At 36.7% G+C, this 18,795-nt stretch carries 14 protein-coding genes and 1 pseudogene; 1 reads left to right on the top strand and 14 read right to left on the bottom strand.

All coding sequences use genetic code 11. The features are described 5' to 3' along the window. Positions 1–15 precede the first annotated feature (15 nt). The 14 genes from H8S01_RS06185 to H8S01_RS06120 all read right to left on the bottom strand — a co-directional run bounded on the left by H8S01_RS06185 (position 16) and on the right by H8S01_RS06120 (position 18,327). Positions 16–1,839: a DUF2194 domain-containing protein gene (locus tag H8S01_RS06185; protein ID WP_186836567.1), complete on the bottom strand. Its 1,824-nt coding sequence runs from the start codon at positions 1,837–1,839 to the stop codon at positions 16–18. 16 nt (positions 1,840–1,855) lie between these two features. Beyond that, on the bottom strand, positions 1,856–4,231 hold the full coding sequence (locus H8S01_RS06180) for a hypothetical protein (RefSeq protein ID WP_186836566.1): 2,376 nt from the start codon (positions 4,229–4,231) through the stop codon (positions 1,856–1,858). 43 nt (positions 4,232–4,274) lie between these two features. Continuing rightward, positions 4,275–5,090, bottom strand: a complete 816-nt coding sequence (locus H8S01_RS06175) for a hypothetical protein (RefSeq protein ID WP_186836565.1) — start codon at positions 5,088–5,090, stop codon at positions 4,275–4,277. Next, positions 5,080–7,299 (bottom strand): NAD-dependent epimerase/dehydratase family protein, encoded by a 2,220-nt coding sequence (locus H8S01_RS06170; protein WP_186836564.1) that lies wholly within the window; start codon positions 7,297–7,299, stop codon positions 5,080–5,082. The genes H8S01_RS06175 and H8S01_RS06170 overlap by 11 nt, the downstream gene beginning before the upstream one ends. Positions 7,300–7,316: 17 nt before the next feature. Beyond that, a complete protein-coding gene (locus tag H8S01_RS06165) occupies positions 7,317–7,580 on the bottom strand; it encodes a PqqD family protein (protein WP_186836563.1) in 264 nt (87 codons plus the stop codon). Between the two features lie 189 nt (positions 7,581–7,769). Then, positions 7,770–9,623: an ABC transporter ATP-binding protein gene (locus H8S01_RS06160; protein WP_021865826.1), complete on the bottom strand. Its 1,854-nt coding sequence runs from the start codon at positions 9,621–9,623 to the stop codon at positions 7,770–7,772. A 2-nt stretch (positions 9,624–9,625) separates the two neighbouring features. Beyond that, on the bottom strand, positions 9,626–11,755 hold the full coding sequence (locus H8S01_RS06155) for an ABC transporter ATP-binding protein (RefSeq protein ID WP_186836562.1): 2,130 nt from the start codon (positions 11,753–11,755) through the stop codon (positions 9,626–9,628). A 101-nt stretch (positions 11,756–11,856) separates the two neighbouring features. After that, the gene (locus H8S01_RS06150) at positions 11,857–13,041 is read right to left on the bottom strand and encodes a pyridoxal phosphate-dependent aminotransferase (RefSeq protein WP_186836561.1); all 1,185 of its coding nucleotides are present in this window, start codon (positions 13,039–13,041) and stop codon (positions 11,857–11,859) included. 162 nt (positions 13,042–13,203) lie between these two features. Then, positions 13,204–13,731 (bottom strand): nitroreductase, encoded by a 528-nt coding sequence (locus tag H8S01_RS06145; RefSeq protein WP_021865823.1) that lies wholly within the window; start codon positions 13,729–13,731, stop codon positions 13,204–13,206. Between the two features lie 70 nt (positions 13,732–13,801). Beyond that, positions 13,802–16,378, bottom strand: a complete 2,577-nt coding sequence (locus tag H8S01_RS06140; RefSeq protein ID WP_186836560.1) for a heavy metal translocating P-type ATPase — start codon at positions 16,376–16,378, stop codon at positions 13,802–13,804. A 62-nt stretch (positions 16,379–16,440) separates the two neighbouring features. Further along, entirely contained in the window at positions 16,441–16,737 is a 297-nt protein-coding gene (locus tag H8S01_RS06135) for a metal-sensing transcriptional repressor (protein ID WP_021865821.1), read from the bottom strand. A gap of 254 nt (positions 16,738–16,991) precedes the next feature. After that, positions 16,992–17,285: a hypothetical protein gene (locus H8S01_RS06130; RefSeq protein ID WP_186836559.1), complete on the bottom strand. Its 294-nt coding sequence runs from the start codon at positions 17,283–17,285 to the stop codon at positions 16,992–16,994. Between the two features lie 33 nt (positions 17,286–17,318). Next, complete coding sequence (locus H8S01_RS06125; protein WP_186836558.1) at positions 17,319–18,119, bottom strand: DUF3169 family protein; 801 nt, start codon at positions 18,117–18,119, stop codon at positions 17,319–17,321. Continuing rightward, a complete protein-coding gene (locus tag H8S01_RS06120) occupies positions 18,100–18,327 on the bottom strand; it encodes a helix-turn-helix transcriptional regulator (RefSeq protein WP_021865818.1) in 228 nt (75 codons plus the stop codon). The genes H8S01_RS06125 and H8S01_RS06120 overlap by 20 nt, the downstream gene beginning before the upstream one ends. Before the next feature lie 202 nt (positions 18,328–18,529). Between H8S01_RS06120 and H8S01_RS06115 the strand changes: the two are divergent. Then, positions 18,530–18,795: pseudogene (locus H8S01_RS06115) on the top strand (hypothetical protein); the annotation flags it as partial.

The following is an 18,795-nucleotide window of genomic DNA, read 5'->3' as shown; positions in this document are numbered from 1 at the left end:
CTCCTGCTTTGCACACTATTCTGTCTTAATTGTCATTTCAACATGCTTAGATTGTGCTGTAATAAGATATACACCCTTTTCAACTTTCGTACACACAGCTCCCGATACATTTTCAACTTCCCCTGTACGCAGCCTTACAATAAAACGTGCCGTATCCTGAGCACCTGTTATATCAAGACTTACATATGAGCTGTTTTGTTTATATGAATAATCTGCCGCCATAAATTCACGTATACGTTTATCTGCCTGTGAAATACTGCATTTAGTAAACATCTTTGAATTTTTCATATATGAAGTAAGTGCCGTGGACTTTAACTTTATCTCTTCATTCCACAACTCTTTTTCATCATCCGGATTACATACACCTGTCATATTAAATTCTATATTGGTATATGCAAGTGCCGTCTGAAAACATCTCTGTCTGAAATCATCTGAATATGTATACTTATCACTTGTCACAGGACACTCAACATTAATCACATTATCATTTACATACGAAAATAATTTTGTACCACCATAATCCTGTGAATCAGTAACTATCGTATTTACATCATCTATAAGGCTGTTTTTCGATGATAATACATTTTCAAGCTCATCTTTCCTTGCAATTATGGATGTAAATTTATAATTTGATAAATAATTTGAAAAAATGCCGGCATCTGCCGTCAGTTTTTCATCAATGGATGTTGCATCATCTCTTGTAGTTGTAAGTCCCGCCTCCGAACTTATCTCCGAGAAAAGCCTGAAAAAATAGTCCATTTCACGTACAGAAACAAAATTGTTGTCCGAATAATTAATCTGTGGTGCCGCCATAAATGTAAACCTCGCACCTGTTGACTCTGCCAGATTAGATATATCAGGCCATATTACATTTTCAAGAAGCGAACTTGTATTTCTGAGATAATATTTCTCTACGGCATCATCATTTTCAAATGAAAACATCGGAAAATTATTTACTATTACCGACTGTGAATCAACTACCGGATATATATCTAAATCCTTTGATTCTGACATTATTGCAGTAAGGATTCCTATCCCCGATATATCTTTTATATAGTCTCCGTTAATACAGAATACATATGCATGATCATGGCTCTTTCGCCAGATAACCGCAGGCTGGTCTTCATTATCAATCTTACTTCCATCCTCTGATTCAACCACAGCAGACATGTATGTCTTTGTCGCATTGCTTGTGTTATACCATGGCATTGTAAGTTTCATATTCTGGAATTTTCCGTCAGGATCATTCTCTTTCGTATACCATGCCTCACCTCCAAATAAAAAGCCACTGTAAAGCTTTAATCCGGAAGCATTGACAGATTCTCTGTGCGGACTTATTCCGCACAACTGCTCAAAACGCTGGTTTCCACTGATTGCGGAATAAGATGGAAGTGTACAGAATACAAGATTAATTCCATAATCAGTCAGAAGAGAAAATGTATCTATATCACTGTCAATGTTTACATAATCTGAATCTATAAGAACGGCATCGGGATATTTCTCATTATATCTGTGATATTGTGAGACTGTTTTGTATACAAGGAGATTCCTCTTAGTATAATTACACCACTCGTATACTGTATTTCCTGTCTTTGTATTAATATCTCCAATGTATACAATATATCCGCTGATGCTTTTAACGACCTTATCTTCATCTGTCAAAACTGTAAACACATTATTATTGTTCAAATCATTTTTTTCTGAAACAGCATATTTATTTTCGTCAAAATTATTGTACTTTTTTCTTATAATGCCTGAAAACTGGAACATAAAAAGAACCAGCATCATCAGTGAACTAACTGTAAAATATACTCTTTTGGACAACATCCTGTTTTTCATGCCTTATCCTCTCCACCTAATTTCTATACTCATAATCAATGTTAAGGTTATAAAGATTTGATGTATTCTGTACTAATTTGTAACAGATAAAATCATCATCCTCATAATATACGCTCACATCCTCAGGGAACAATTTCTGAAGTTCCTGTGCCCAATAATACATCTTGGACATTACAACCCAGCGGTATCTTCCCGTATAAGAAACAATTCCACCATATTGTGGGAGTGGTGTTGCCGCCCCTTCCCTTGAAACCTTCTGTCCACTCTTATCATATGCCACAGAATAGTTTAAAGGTGTTTTTTCAACATATATATATAAATATTTTGTTGGAATCGTAATACGTTTATCAGGATTTTTTTTCATGTCTTTTAACAAATCCAGAGTCTCATAATGATAACCATGTTTATCCATCATTCTCAGTTCATCATTAGCTGAAAGTATCGTCCATGTTCTGGCTTTATTTTCCTTTATAATATTGCTAAGACACTCTACAGCACCATTTGACTCAAGCATGCCGATTTTGGAATATACAATAGGTTCACGAAGTCCATACACATCAACCACTCTTATTACAGCCACAACGCATATGGCAAGGGATATTGTATTATACAATGTTTTCAAATTTATAAATCTTGAAATTATATATGGCACGATATCAAAGTCAAGTGCAACAAGAACAGCCAGCGAATATGTCATATATATTCTTGTTCTGTTCTGGTCCATAAGCTTTGGCAGCCCAAATACGCCTGCAATAAACATCATATGTATAAATATTATTGAAAATGCGACTGTAATTATTCTTCCGCCATAATCATAATCCCTGCTTATTCCAAAAATTATGCCAAATATTATAAGAATTGCACAGCTTATAAATACAAATCCGAGATAAAAGTCTCCTCCATGCGGAAACACGGCAGCTTCTATATCATTATTAAGATTCCTGTACGCCCTGCCAAAAAGGTCTGCAAATTTATAATATACCACACCGGCCTTTTGCTTTAATTTGTCGGCAAAAGACTGTTTTTTAACAGACTGTGGGCCATTCTGTCCATCCTCATCATTATATGCAGCATCACCCTGTACCTCCCCCTGTTGGCCAAAATCAGCAGAATCTGATGACTGTCCGCCTGATGATGTACCTGAAGAATTCTGCCCTGATGTATCTATATTGATACCTGTCGTCGTCTTATTACCGGAAATCACACTGAGTCCCCATCCGATTGAACCCTGCATCGGTTTTCCCATTATAACAGCCGTTGCAAGCGGAAGAACTCCAAGTATCACTCCAAGAGTAAATGCTGCGATAATTCTTGCCATAAATCTTGGCTGGACAATCCTTATAAGAAATCCAAATACTATTCCTATACAGAATATGCCGGCAATCATTGTTCCATAAAAATGTACAGCAATTGTAAGTGAGAAACTTACTGCCGCATATATAAGGTCTTCTGCTGCAAGTTCACCCTCAACTATAAGTGCAGTTTCTTTTATCTTTATTTTTTTTGGACACATTTTCTGATGCTTAAAAAATTCAAATATAAAATATACTGTAGGAAGTATAAATATCATTCCGTATTCCTGCGGAAGATTGTTTGTATATCTGATAATACAGTCTTTATTTAACAGATTGACCGCCGCAAATATGAATACTGCCGCATATGCTGAATATGCTCCTCTGCACACTCCCTTGCAGAAAGCAAATAATGCAAGATGAATATATAATGCACTTGTCACTGTAAATAATCTTAATAATACATATGTATCTATTCCGAATACAGCATGCATGTAATATATAATACAATGAAAGCCATGCGGATAAACACCGGCAACAAACACGTTATTATCAGACATTGCATTTATCCAATAATTGTGAACCGGCGTATCGGAAGCCGTATATCCATAATTTATAATGCCATTTGAACCATATATCACACATACAACCGCACAAAGGCATAAAGTAAGGAATGTCTCCCATCCGTAGCATTTTAAATAATTTTTTATCTTTATAATAAGTTTTTTTAATGCTGATTTTATATGATTGCCGCACTTTGAAAAAAACGTACGTCTTCCCATTGTATTTCTCGCTAATCTGCTCATTATATCAACAATTTTTATAAGAATTTGTCTTGATTTTGTTCGGTTTCTCAAAATCATATAGACAAATGCAGCCACAAATGTTGCACAAAAAAGTGTAAAACGATTTGAAACATGAAGAAATTGCAGAATAAAAACAACATTTACAATATAAAAATTACCGGCAACAACGCATATCAGAAATTTTTCACATAAACGCCTCTTTGCTATTCTTTTGTGCATAACAACAGCCGGCATGAATACTGTCATTAAAGAATATAAAATCAGTATCCATATTGACTGTACTACGTTTGTCACAGACATATCAGTTTCTCCATTCCGGTATTAATCTAATTGCATATCATCCAAACATTCTGAATATTTCAAGTGTATCATTATCTATAGGTATATCGGTATTTTTCAGCTCATCTATTGTTTTTATAAAATCTGTGCCATCATCGCAATAATAATAATATCTAAGATAACACTTGTATGGCGTAAGAAGTCCTTGAAGATTTTTATCTGCCAGTTCACACCACTCTTTTGCACTCTCTTTATTATCATTTTCAATCATGCATCGCACAATCCACTCATAATATTGTGGCTTTATATCATCCTTATAATCTGCGAGCATAATTTTCATAATCTCATCTATCATATCGGTATACTGCCTTTTTTCTGTAGGCAGAAACACATCCTGACAAATCATTCCATATGTTTTTTCAATGAACTCGCAGAGCTGCGATGGCTCAGCTTTCTCACCTTTTTTTACATTCTTGTAAAGTTTGAGGACATTACTTCTGAAATCACCCAGTTCATCTCTTAAAGCTGTCGCCGCATAATGTGATGTTTCTGTGTCTTCGCTGTTAAGTGCATAAGAAATTGAACCGAGCGACTGACTTGTATCTTTTCTTAAAATATTCATCATAAGTTCACGCTGGCTCTTATAATTACTTACTGCCACAGCTTCCTGAATTGAAACAATATTCCGCTCCTGTTCCATATTGCTCTTATCTACCTGACGAATTCTTTCTTTACTGAAAATTACATCTTCGAGATTAACTTCTCCATGAAAAAATATAACTTTTAAAAGCCTTGCCAGAAGAACAACCACTGAGATTGTAACCGGAATTGCCAGTATTATAAGTGTCACAGACAAAATCTTATCAATCTCCATATGCTCCTCCGTCAACATCACCATCTATCATCTCATACGAATATCCGGCATCCTTTATTCTTCCTGTAACAAAACCTGCATCAGCATTATTTGTATTTGCAAGAAGCACATAAAGATAACCATCATCAAGACTTCCAAGATAATCCGAATTACGGAAATTTTTCTGCAAATCAATACTTGCTTCTTTAACATCCTTTGTGCCCGGATTAATTTTTATAATTGAACAATCTGCAAGTCCTCTTTTTCTTGCATTGGTAAAAGCATCCAGAAGTTTCTTAAATGCCTGCGTTTCAAGAAGTCTTGTTCCCTCAACATATCTTTCATTTTCAATCATTTCTATATATCTGTTAGCTTTAAGAACCGCATTCTGAATCATGTAACTTACAACACGCAGCCTGTTTGACTGTGCAAGATTCATCTGCTCCCACGATATATCCCACAGCATTACAATAGAACTTATGCTTTCCTCTGCCATAATTGCTGCTGCCATAAGCGGATAATCTTTTTCAAGTTTTCTGTTAATATACACATCTCCCCGCTTTAATGTTTCATACATTTCAGTATATTTTGTATATTCAATTGAATTACCCAGTTTCTTGGCATTATGTGATGTAAATGCCATAAGTCTTGCAAAATTTCTGTTGGATACGTTATATATTGCAACCTCTTTACAATCCATAAGTTTTGAAACAACTTCTGCAGCATGGAAAAATACTTCCTCCGGCTCATCTTTATCAAGTGTTGATGTTATTTCAAATATCTTTCCAAGACTATCACTCTGGTTAATAACCTGTGTCTCAAGTTCATCTTTTAACTTTGCATTGATTATGTTAATGTCCTCAATGTCTTTAAGACGACTGTCAAGATATCCAACTTCATCTTCTTTATCAGCTTTAAGCGAATTGAGCTGGTCACGCAGATATCCTACACTAAGTCCCAATATAACAAGCTGTGCAATCCATACATACGTATTATAATCAAGCATGATTTCAAATCCGGTTCTTGAATACATCTGTCTGAAAAAGTAGCCGCATACTGCCAGTATAGATGAAAATAATGCCTGCTGCTGACCATAAACCATGGCAAATATAAGAACATATATAAGATAACAGTCAAGTCTTGCAAAATATGTGCTTCCGGTCGTTCTGTTGTTAATCATAAAGAAAGGAATGAAAATCACCATATTTTCAATAAAAGGAATCAGTGCAACCAGCATTCCTTTAAAATATTGTGCTATTCTTTTTGAGAATTTTTCAGTAACTGTACTTCCCGATGCAAATACAGATCTATTATTCTTTATATTTTTTATAATCTGCTGTGCACATGATTTTGCATCTTTAAATATTTTTACTTCAATTTCTTCTGACATGTCATGTATATCATCATTACTACTTATATCAGATATATTTTCTTTTATTGAAACCTGTGTATCAAATGACGTATTAATAAGTTCAGCAAGTTCATTCTGTGTAATCGAACTGTCTGAATGAATTCTGTATAAACCATACTTCAACAAATCCTTATTAACAAGCTTATACAAGGCTTCGACCACATCTGTAATATAAATAGGCGAATATTTTTCTGATTCTTTCGTTATACTGTTTTCTCTCAATAGTTCACTGCACATACGTGTACATGTATCTACAGCTTCTTCAGGCTTTTTCGTTTCAAATGAAAGTTCTTCTATTCTCAATGCTATTACATCCGAGCCTGTTGTCTTACGGTAATTACTGCATATATCTTCACCATTCTTCAATGCACTTGCCTTATACACTCTGGCATAAGTACGTATTGCTCCAGATTCAAGCGGTCTTTGTGAATGTAATATCTCTTTATATGTACTTTCATCAAAGCCATTAACCTCATTTGATGATAAAAATATAAAGCGGCCATGATTCAAAAATGAAAAAGCATTCAGGCAGTTATACAATCCGGCACCGAACTTCACCATCTCACTATAGCCACTGCTCCATTCAAAATTAGAATCAAATGCTCCTGTAAATATTGTTACATCAGGATTTACACTCTCAAACACTTCTTTTATGCAATTATTATCATACGAAAAATCATACTGTTCATATACTTTTTTGTACCTGTTCTCAGAATTTTTCCCACCCGTCAGTGCATATATTCTTGCACCTTCTTTACCAAACTTACGGATTATCGCTGATGTAACAGTTCCAAATGCTCCAACTATCAATACTCTCATAATTCCATACCAGCCTGTTAAATATATTTAATTCCATATTTTCTTAAACTATCCGTAAATAAAGAAACATCTGCTTTAGCGTCTTCTATTGTTATCCCATATAAGTCTGATAACCTCTGTGCAGTCTCATTTAATGAATTACATTCACTCAGATATTTCCATATCACTGCCCCGGTTTCATTAATAATTATTGGTGTCATATACTGTTCATCTGATGAATCACATGACATAATCCAGTAATTCCCGGCAGCGTAAAACATTTTGTATTTTGCTTCTCTCATAAATATAACAATACCCCTTTAGCTATATTAATCCCTTATAGCAAATTTTATTACATAATTCCCAAATATTTCTAATTATTTTATTATATTACAAAACACCGCCGCAATCAACAGTTTAACTGACTGTTGACCATGACGGTGTCTATATATAATATCTGTATTTACACTATAACCTGACAAATCTCGTAATTAACAAGCCTCTTCAAACTGTGAATTGTAAAGGTCAGCGTAAAATCCACCTTTCTTCAGCAATTCTTCGTGATTTCCATGCTCGACAATATCGCCGTCTTTCATAACAAGAATCAAATCCGCATCTTTTATCGTTGAAAGTCTGTGTGCAATAACAAAACTTGTTCTGCCTTTCATAAGGTTGTCCATAGCTTTCTGTATCTGCTGTTCAGTTCTTGTATCAACTGAAGATGTAGCTTCATCAAGAATAAGTATCGGATTGTCAGCAAGAATTGCTCTTGCAATTGTAAGAAGCTGTTTCTGTCCCTGTGATACATTGCTTGCATCCTCGTTAAGCTCCATGTTATAACCACCCGGAAGTGTTTCTATGAAATGATTTGCATGAGCGGCTTTCGCTGCTTCAATAACTTCCTCATCTGTTGCATCAAGACGTCCATAACGTATATTTTCCATAATAGTATCTTTATAAAGCCATGTATCCTGAAGTACCATTCCGAATGCTTCTCTTAAATCTCTTCTATTGAAATCTTTTACATTATGACCATCCACAAGAATTTCACCTGAGCCAACGTCATAGAATCTCATAAGAAGCTTAACTATAGTTGTCTTTCCGGCTCCCGTAGGGCCTACAATCGCAATCTTTTGTCCCGGTTTTACCTTTGCAGAAAAGTCATTGATAATTGTCTGATCCTCCCGGTATCCGAAATGCACATGTCTGAACTCTACTTCACCCCTTATTGTATCTAACTTTACAGGATTAGCTGCAAACTGGTCTTCCTCTTCTTCTCCTAAGAATTCAAATACTCTCTCAGAAGCGGCTGCCATTGACTGTACCTGATTGATAACCTGTGCAATCTGTGTTATAGGCTGCGAAAAATTCTTAACATATTGGATAAATGCCTGAATATCACCGATTGTTATAGTTCCCTTTATGGCAAGAAATCCACCACTCAATGCTACACCTGCATATCCAAGGTTGCCGACAAATGCCATGATGGGCTGCATCATTCCTGAGAAGAACTGTGATTTCCAGGCTGATTTGTACAACACGTTGTTAGTCTCATCAAACTGCTTTACCATGTCTTTTTCTTTGTTAAATGACTTAACAACAAGATGTCCGCCGTATGTTTCTTCTACCTGACCATTGATATGTCCAAGATACTCCTGCTGTGTCTTAAAATACTTCTGTGAACGTTTGACAACGAATGATATAAGTCCTGCAGATACAGGAAGTATAATTACAGCAATAATTGTCATAAGCGGAGAAATACTCATCATCATTATGAATACACCTACAAGTGTGGCAACCGATGTAATTATCGTTGTTATACTCTGGTTAAGTCCCTGTCCGAGCGTATCTACATCGTTTGTTATTCTCGAAAGAACCTCACCGTATGTTCTGCTCTCGAAATACTTCATAGGCATACGGTTGATTTTCTCTGATATTTCCTTACGAAGTCTATAGCATACTTTCTGTGTGATTCCCGTCATAATCCAGCCCTGACAAAAACTGAAAATGACACTTACAAGATAAAGACAAAGCACAATTATAAGAATTTTTCCAATATAGTTAAAATCCATTCCGCCCGTACCTGCTATTTTACGCATAAGTCCCTCTGAAAGTGCTGTTGTGGCCTTACCGAGAATCTTAGGGCCTATTACATTAAATACTGTTGCAACTGCAGCAAATAACATTACCGCAAATATTCCTATCTTATATCTTCCAATATATGACATAAGTTTTGAAATTGAACCCTTAAAGTCTTTTGCCTTTTCAGGTGCCATTCCCATGCCTCTAGGTCCGCCCATTCTGCCTCGTCTCGGAGGCGTCTTGAAATCTTTATTATCTTCCATGATTATGCCTCCTCTCCAAGCTCTTTTGCTGACATCTGTGAACGTGCTATCTGCTGATATACATCACATGAATTCATAAGTTCTCCATGTGTACCTTTACCTACAATTCTGCCTTCATCCATTACAAGAATCTGGTCAGCATGAAGTATTGTGCTGATTCGCTGTGCAACTATAATAACAGTGCTGTCCTTAACTTTTGATGATAAGGCTTTTCTTAATGCTGCATCTGTCTTTAAATCAAGTGCAGAAAAACTGTCATCAAAGATATATATCTTAGGATCCTTTGCAATGGCTCTCGCAATAGAGAGTCTCTGCTTCTGGCCGCCTGACACGTTAGTACCGCCCTGTGCAATAGGACTGTCATATTTTGCACTCTTGCTGTCTATAAATTCTGTTGCCTGAGCTATTGAAGCTGCCTCCTCAATCTGTGCATCAGTTGCATCATATTTACCATATCTTAAATTTGATGCTATAGTCCCTGAGAAAAGTACACCCTTCTGAGGCACATAACCGATTTCGCTTCTTAAATCTTCCATTGTTATATTCTTAACATCATGTCCATCAACCAGGACACTTCCCTGTGTTGCATCATACAGACGCGGTATAAGATTGATAAGTGTTGACTTGCCACATCCTGTACTTCCGACAATAGCTGTTGTCTCTCCCGGTTTTGCTACAAAATCAATATCTGAAAGAACATCTGCATCAGCGTTAGGATATCTGAATGACACATGGTTAAAGCTTACAACACCTTTGTGTTCTTCAAGTCTTTCAGGATTTTCAGGGTCTCTTATAGATGATTTTTCATTTAAAACTTCATCTATTCTGTTAGCTGAAACTGCTGCTCTCGGAAGCATAATTGACATCATTGTAAGCATCAGGAAAGACATTACAATCTGCATTGCATATGTGATAAATGCTGTCATGGCACCCACCTGCATGCTTCCGCTGTCAATCTTGTGTGCAGCTACCCATATGATAAGTACATTAATTCCGTACATGATAAATGTCATAAGAGGCATCATAAATGTCATTACACGGTTTGTAAAAAGCATTGTCTTAGTGAGTGCCTTATTAGCATCATCAAAACGCTCCTCTTCTTTCTTTTCACGTCCGAATGCACGTATTACAGAAAGACCTGTAAGAATTTCTCTTGATACGAGATTGACATTATCAACAAGCTTCTGCATAAGTTTGAATTTAGGCATTGCAACTACCATAAGTACCATTACAATTCCGATTATTATAAGCACCGCAAGTGCTATAATCCATTCCATGCCTGCACCTGTCTGCATCACCTTAAAAATACCGCCTACACCGAGTATAGGTGCATATAAAACCATACGAAGCATAAGAACAGTCACAAGCTGTACCTGCTGTATATCATTAGTTGTTCGCGTTATAAGAGATGCTGTCGAGAATTTATCCATCTCTGCATTTGAAAAATTCATTACATTCTTGTATACACTGCCACGCAAATCACGTCCGATTCCGGCTGCTACTCTTGAAGCTACAAGTCCAACAAGAACTGTAGTAAGTGCAACAAGAAGTGCCATCGCTATCATCTTGGCTCCTGAACCCAACAGATACTTTGTCTGCAATGCATCCATATCAATTCCAGCATTAGTATCCTGCTTTACTGCATATGCGATTCCCATTGACTTTACAAGTGTAGAACCCATCGTATCAACTGTTTCTTCAGCTTTTTCCCTGATCTGTGAAACCATTTCATCGCTTAACATTCCTGCCTGTGACATAGCAAGAAGCTTCTGTTTTTCTTCATCTGCCATCTGATTATTAATTATAAGCGGTAAAACAAGTTCATCATCATAAGATGACAGTTTCTTTTCGCTCTTTACATTGCATCTGTAAATACCATTATCACTGTCATAACTTTCCTGCCAGATTGTCTTTTCACTGTCTGTCATAAAAAGCTGTGCCAGATTATATTCATTCTCTGTTACGGCCTCCGGCATAACATGTCCGACACCTTTATTCTGGATTCCTACATCAATAATATCCGATGTGTACTGTGGAAGTGACAAATCACAAAACGCCTGCAGTACAAGAAGTACCAGTATCATAATTACAGACTTCCAGTATGGTACAAGATTTTTAAATATTCTGCCCATAGTCTCTCTCCTTTTCCAATTGCATTTCTAGATATTACCACTATGGGGTACGAATATAAAGAAAATTAATATGAGTTTTTCTTAAAAAAATATAAAAATTATTATCTCCAAATGACATTTTGTGCATCAGCACATTTTTTTCTTAATGATGAAAGATTATCAAGAGCCGCATTTAACGTATTGTCTTTCTTTGCAAAATGAAATCTTACAAGTGAATGGATATCTTCCCTGAAAAAGCTAGAACCCGGAACTGCCGCAACTCCGACATGCTGTGTCATCCACTCACAGAATTTCACATCATCCTTTACACCAAATTCTGAAACATCCATAAGTACGTAATAAGCTCCCTGCGGCTCACTAAATGTAAGTCCGAGAGTTTTTAAACCGTCACAGAACAGATTTTTCATATGTGTATAATGGTTCTGAAGTTCTTTATAATAGTCATCACCGAATTTCAAACCAGTAACTGCCGCCTCCATAAGCGGTGCTGCAGCTCCTACTGTAAGGAAATCATGCACTTTCTTTACTCTGTCTGCAATCTGTGGATTTGCAATAACATATCCAAGCCTCCAGCCCGTAATTGAATAGGTTTTTGAAAGCGAATTACATATAATTGTTCTCTCTCTCATTCCCGGAAGCGTTGAAATATATGTATGTTTATTCGGTTCATAAATAATATGCTCATATACTTCATCTGTTATAACATATGTATCATATTTTATTGCAAGTTCTGATATAATTTTAAGTTCTTCCTCTGTAAATACTTTGCCGCAGGGATTTGAAGGGTTACACAAAATAAGTGCTTTTGCTCCTGTTTTAAATGCATCTTCAAGTACATTAGCATCAAACTTAAATTCAGGCGGTACTAAAGGAACGTAAACCGGCTCTGCTCCCGAAAGTATTGTATCAGCACCATAATTTTCATAAAAAGGCGAAAAAATGATAACTTTATCTCCCGGATTTACAACCGACATCATTGCTGCCATCATAGCTTCTGTGCTTCCACATGTAACTACTATTTCACTTTCTGCATCTATTTTCATTCCCGAAAAATGCTCCTGTTTTGCCGCAAGTGCATCCCTGAAATTCTTTGCTCCCCATGTGAGTGCATACTGGTGAGGACCTTCGCCTGCAACCTCTGCCAGCCTGTCTGTAATGGCTTCTGGCGGGTCGAAATCAGGAAATCCCTGTGATAAATTAACTGCACCGTACTTATTGGCAACTCTTGTCATTCTTCTTATTACTGAATCCGTAAATTGTGATGTTCTCTGACTTAATTCTCTCATTAATATACCTGTTAATACCTTTCTTAAAAAGGGCTGCCGTATGTAAATTAATCGTTCAAAATTAATCATTATAGCGGCAGCCCCTTTCCATAAAATTCAATCTTATATTACTACATTTGGGGAAAGATTCAATATTTACTTTTTTGATATTTCTATCAATATTTACTTTACATAGTATACATAATTGTCCTTAATCGGGTGAGCCTTAGGTTCATCACCATCCGCATAACCGAGTACACAGTTTCCTATGCCCTCATAATCACCTGTAATTCCAAGCTCTTTAAGGATATTCTTTCCCTCTTCGCTTTCAAATGTTTCCTTTGCACGATGAATCCAGCAGCTTCCGATTCCCTCTGAATGTGCCGCAAGCATAAGATTTCCCATCACAAGGCTTCCGTCATAAACGTGTGTCGGCCTGCTTTTATCCGCAAGCACAACAAGAACAACTGGTGCATTGTAAAACGGGTCAAAATCTTCAGGTTTTCCCATAATCTTTGCATTCATAGCAGATAACTTATCCCTGAGCTCTTTGTTTGTAACCGCAATTATAACAGGGGACTGTGCTGCCATTCCTGTCGGGGCATATGTTCCGGCTTCAAGAATTCTGTCAAGCACATCTTGAGGAAGTGCATCTGACTTAAATTTTCTTATACTTCTTCTTGTCTTCATGTTTTCTATGATTTCGTTCATCTGTCTTTACCTGCCTTCCAATATTTTTTGTGATTTCTGATATTTTTGCAATTTTATAATTATTTATGATTTAGTTGATTCCTGTAACTTTGTAGTCCTGTGCCTCAACAGCTTCTTTAAGAACAGCATTGTCAACATCAACATTAAGCTTTACTACTGCCGTACCACTCTCATGGCTTACTACAGCCTCATCTACCTGTGCAAGTGCTTCAAGAGCTTTCTTTACTCTTGCCTCGCAGTGTCCGCACATCATTCCTTCGATATTAAGTGTCTTTTCCATATTTTTTTCTCCTTTACTGTTTTTATTATTATCATGCTTTTTTACACGTTTTCTGTCATGTGAAGCATCATATACCTTGAAAAGATTCAGTCTCAATGCATTTGTTACAACGCAGAAGCTTGAAAGACTCATTGCTGCAGCACCAAACATCGGATTTAATGTCCATCCGAATAATGGAATCCATACACCGGCCGCAAGCGGTATTCCGATTATATTGTAAAAGAATGCCCAGAATAAATTTTCGTGGATATTTCTTAATGTTGCACGGCTTAATCTTATTGCCGCAGAAACGTCTGTGAGACGGCTCTTCATAAGAACTATATCAGCCGCATCTATGGCTATGTCAGTTCCCGCACCGATTGCAATACCTATGTCCGCTCTTGTAAGAGCGGGTGCATCGTTGATTCCGTCACCAACCATTGCAACCTTGCCGCTTTCTTTAAGTTTTCTTATAACAGCTTCTTTTCCATCAGGAAGAACTCCCGCTATAACTTCATCGACACCAGCCTGTCTTCCTATTGCTTTGGCGGTTCTTTCATTATCTCCCGTAAGCATCACAACTCTTACGCCCATGTCGTGAAGTTCTTTTACAGCCTGACCGCTTTCTTCTTTTATAACATCGGCAACAGCTATAATTCCGAGAAGTTTATCATTCTTAGCAAACAAAAGCGGTGTTTTTCCCTGCTCTGCAAGTTCCTGTGCTTTTTTATCCATTTCCTTAGGCACATTTACTGTGTTGCTCATAAATTTGAGACTTCCGCCTGTAATCTTATCTTCACCGTTTATGCCTGATAATCCGTTACCTGCAAGTGCCTGAAATTCCGTAATATTGTATTTTTTGTTAAAAATATCTCTCTTATTGTCTTTTACATATCCTGTAACTGCTTTTGCAAGCGGATGCTCTGAGAGCATTTCAATAGAGTAGGCATTTTCAAGCAAATCATTTTTTCCAAAGCCATCGGCACATATTATATCTGTAACCTTAGGCTCACCGCTCGTTATAGTTCCTGTCTTATCAAGTGCGACTATATCAATCTTTCCTGTTTCCTCAAGAGATGACGCAGTCTTAAACATCATGCCGTTTTTTGCACCCATTCCGTTACCGACCATAATTGCAACAGGTGTTGCAAGCCCAAGAGCACACGGACAGCTTATTACAAGAACTGATATTCCTCTTGCAAGTGCAAATCCGACAGACTGACCTGCAATAAGCCATACCGCTATTGTTATCAAGGCTATCGTTATTACAGCAGGAACAAATACGCCTGATACCCTGTCGGCTATCTTCGCAATTGGAGCTTTTGTTGCCGCTGCATCACTTACCATCTGTATTATCTGTGAAAGTGTTGTATCTTCACCGACTCTTGACGCTTCGCACTTTAAAAATCCTGACTGGTTGAGTGTTGCCGCAGAAACATTATCCCCCGCCGACTTGTCAACAGGTATGCTTTCACCTGTAAGTGCTGCTTCGTTTACCGCACTGCTTCCCTCGACAACAATACCGTCTACAGGTATATTTTCCCCTGGTCTTACAATAAATATATCACCTTTTTTTACATTTTCAACGGGAACATTTAACTCACTGCCGTCACGTATTATATTAGCTGTTTTGGGTGCAAGCTTCATAAGGCTTTTTATCGCATCTGTTGTCTTTCCTTTTGAATGGGCTTCAAGCATCTTTCCGACTGTTATAAGTGTAAGAATCATAGCCGCTGATTCAAAATAAAATTCATGCATGTAGTGCATTACGCCGTCCATATCCATGCGTACTTGTGCATCTGTCATAGCAAACAATGCATATGTGCTGTATACAAACGCCGCACCCGAACCTAGTGCAACAAGCGTATCCATGTTAGGTGCTTTATGCAAAAGACCCCTAAATCCGCTTATAAAAAACTTCTGGTTAATAACCATAATAATTATTGTAAGAAGCATCTGTATAAGTCCCATTGCAACATGGTTGCCTTCAAGAATCGACGGAAGCGGCCAGCCCCACATCATATGTCCCATTGAAATATACATAAGCACTATAAGAAATCCTACAGATGTTATAAGTCTCTTTTTCAATACAGGTGTCACCCTGTCTTTTAACATATCATCCTGTGACGCATACATTCCCTGCGAACCGCTCTTCTGTGATGTTCCACTTTTATCCAACGCCGTATGTGATGTTTTTAAAGATGCTCCGTATCCCGCATCTTCAACAGCTTTTATTACCGCTTCATCACTTGCCGTACCTTCAACTCCCATTGAATTGGTAAGAAGGCTTACCGAGCAGTTCTCTACTCCTTCTACTTTTGACACAGCTTTCTCAACACGGCTGCTACACGCTGCACAGCTCATTCCCGTAACTATATACTGTTTCATAATTAAATATCACCTGCCTGTTTTTTAGTTAACAAAATTATTATTATGCTAAGCTGATTTTCTTATTTCATAAGCTTCTGAAGCACTGTGACAAGTTCATCTACAGTCTCTTCCTTACCGGCTCTAATATCTGTAGTAACACAGGATTTTATATGGTTTGCAAGCAGAACTTTGTTAAAACTGTTAAGTGCTGCATTAACTGCCGACACCTGAATAAGAATATCCGGGCAATATGCACCTTTTTCAACCATTCCCTTAATTCCTCTTATCTGTCCTTCTATTCTGCTTAATCTGTTAATTAAATCCCTGTATTCTTTATCAGAACGTTCTTTATGTCTGCAATGTTCACATTCTTCCAATTCATTTACCTGCCTTTCTATATAATTCTGTTATGTGACCGTACATCTTATAACAATGTATATAATGCACTTCATAGAAAATCATACAAGCAACGCCAGGTATAGCATACCCCTGTATGGTATCTTTGTGAGCAAAATAATACACCCCCGGCATCAGATATGTCAAGGTGTATTTTTATCAAGCTTTAATTCTTTTCTTATTTTTGCCTGTGTCGCACACAGATTATGCTGCACGTAATGTATAAAATCACCCTTTATTTACTCTGTAAACCCTTTGATAAAAACATAGGAATAATAACACCGGCTATAAATAATACCCAGCCGGCATCATACAGCACTGTTCCGGATTTTGCAACAGATTCCAAAACGGCACCCACTGCCATTATAACGTAACATACCCCGGCTTTTTTATAATATGATTTTACAGATTCATCTGTATACTTTTGTTTCATGCCTTTTGTCATAAACGGAACATCCAATAACATCATAATGCCACCTATACAAAGGCAGACAGCTGCGATAATTACAACTCTCTGATATACTGTCATATTATTGTTCTCCTTGTCTTTTGTTATGATTTACTATACATAATTTATCTTATTACCTGCTTTTGAATATTTCATAGATTCCCTACAATATACAGATGTATTTACCAGCCATATTATACATACAACGAGTGCCGGTAAAAAACCCGTTCCAAATGCAAGTGCACAAATAACAAGAACAATCTCCAATACGTAACATACGCTATTAGTCACGCTGTATGCTTTAAATGCACATTTTCCAACTATAATTTTCTCGGCCTCATCACAGCTTTCAATCCATTTTTTCTGAAATCTCATATCATACACAGATGCTTTTTTCTCGGGATTCATAATTTTAGCTAAATCCACACATTTCTGCTGAAAAATAACAGCTTCAACCAGAATAGCCATAAATGCTACAACACCTACGCTAAACGGTAAAATTCCGCCTTTATTATTATCAAATATTTCTAAACCTTTTGAATACACTGCCCCAATAAGAAAATATGAAATAATAAGTCCACAACTCGTAACCCAGATAATAACCGACAATCTTTTCTCTATGCCATCTGATATTTCTTCATCTTCACCATCCCATGACAAAAGCATTTTTTTAGTTTTCATATAATAAGGGCTTAATATTAACGGAACAAAAACCGCTATTGTAAACATCATCCATGGTGCAACAAATGTTGAAAATACGTCTGCCACACGTTCAATATTTTCTGAAAATCCATGCAATCCATATTTTGCAATTACAAATCCCATTATACCACCGGCTGCCGCCCCTGCAATTACCAATAATATAAACATAGGCATAGCTTTCCTGTTAGCTTCTTTAATTTCCTGATTCTCCATTATTTTCTTCCTCCTCCAGATAAAATACCTCTTCAACTGTAACGCCGCATACTTTGGCAATTGTCAACGCAAGAGTAACCGACGGTGAATAATCTCCTCTTTCTATAAGGCTTATCGTCTGCCTTGATACGCCACACAACGCACCCATCTCCTGCTGATTAACATTAAGTGCCGCTCTGCGTTCCTTTAACCGATTTCGCAGTATCATAAGACACCTCCAAAATTTTATAAAAAAAGTTTATGTATATTGACAATTATCTTTGTCATTTTGTATTATATACTTGTCATCAATAAATGTCAAGTAAGTGTCAGTCATATTATTTTTATTTTATAAAATATACTATTGACATATTTAAAATATTACTATATTATTAATATATATTAAATATTATTTTAAGGAGGACTGCTTATTGACCAATGAACCATTACTAAACCGGAACCACAAAGATGCCCTGTTTCGGTTTATCTTTAAAAATCCTAAGGATTTATTATCTTTGTATAATGCGTTGAATAGTACTGACTATACGGATGTATCTGATTTAACCGTTACTACTCTTGAAGATATTGTCTATATGTCTTATAAGAATGACATATCTTTTATTCTTGGAAGTGAGATGTCACTTTTTGAGCATCAGAGTACGTTCAATCCAAACATGCCGCTCCGTGGATTGTTTTA

This window comes from Lachnospira hominis (ex Liu et al. 2021), from assembly GCF_014287955.1.
GTDB lineage: Bacteria > Bacillota > Clostridia > Lachnospirales > Lachnospiraceae > Lachnospira > Lachnospira hominis.
This window is presented reverse-complemented; position numbering and strand designations above follow the sequence as displayed.

What these genes read in the sequence shown, in the direction of transcription:
- H8S01_RS06175 (WP_186836565.1), bottom strand. Translation starts at nt 5,090, where the DNA reads ATGGAGATTGATAAGATTTTGTCTGTGACACTTATAATACTGGCAATT.
- H8S01_RS06120 (WP_021865818.1), bottom strand. Translation starts at nt 18,327, where the DNA reads ATGATACTGCGAAATCGGTTAAAGGAACGCAGAGCGGCACTTAATGTT.
- H8S01_RS06130 (WP_186836559.1), bottom strand. Translation starts at nt 17,285, where the DNA reads ATGACAGTATATCAGAGAGTTGTAATTATCGCAGCTGTCTGCCTTTGT.
- H8S01_RS06125 (WP_186836558.1), bottom strand. Translation starts at nt 18,119, where the DNA reads ATGGAGAATCAGGAAATTAAAGAAGCTAACAGGAAAGCTATGCCTATG.
- H8S01_RS06185 (WP_186836567.1), bottom strand. Translation starts at nt 1,839, where the DNA reads ATGAAAAACAGGATGTTGTCCAAAAGAGTATATTTTACAGTTAGTTCA.
- H8S01_RS06155 (WP_186836562.1), bottom strand. Translation starts at nt 11,755, where the DNA reads ATGGGCAGAATATTTAAAAATCTTGTACCATACTGGAAGTCTGTAATT.
- H8S01_RS06145 (WP_021865823.1), bottom strand. Translation starts at nt 13,731, where the DNA reads ATGAACGAAATCATAGAAAACATGAAGACAAGAAGAAGTATAAGAAAA.
- H8S01_RS06140 (WP_186836560.1), bottom strand. Translation starts at nt 16,378, where the DNA reads ATGAAACAGTATATAGTTACGGGAATGAGCTGTGCAGCGTGTAGCAGC.
- H8S01_RS06170 (WP_186836564.1), bottom strand. Translation starts at nt 7,299, where the DNA reads ATGAGAGTATTGATAGTTGGAGCATTTGGAACTGTTACATCAGCGATA.
- H8S01_RS06165 (WP_186836563.1), bottom strand. Translation starts at nt 7,580, where the DNA reads ATGAGAGAAGCAAAATACAAAATGTTTTACGCTGCCGGGAATTACTGG.
- H8S01_RS06160 (WP_021865826.1), bottom strand. Translation starts at nt 9,623, where the DNA reads ATGGAAGATAATAAAGATTTCAAGACGCCTCCGAGACGAGGCAGAATG.
- H8S01_RS06150 (WP_186836561.1), bottom strand. Translation starts at nt 13,041, where the DNA reads ATGAGAGAATTAAGTCAGAGAACATCACAATTTACGGATTCAGTAATA.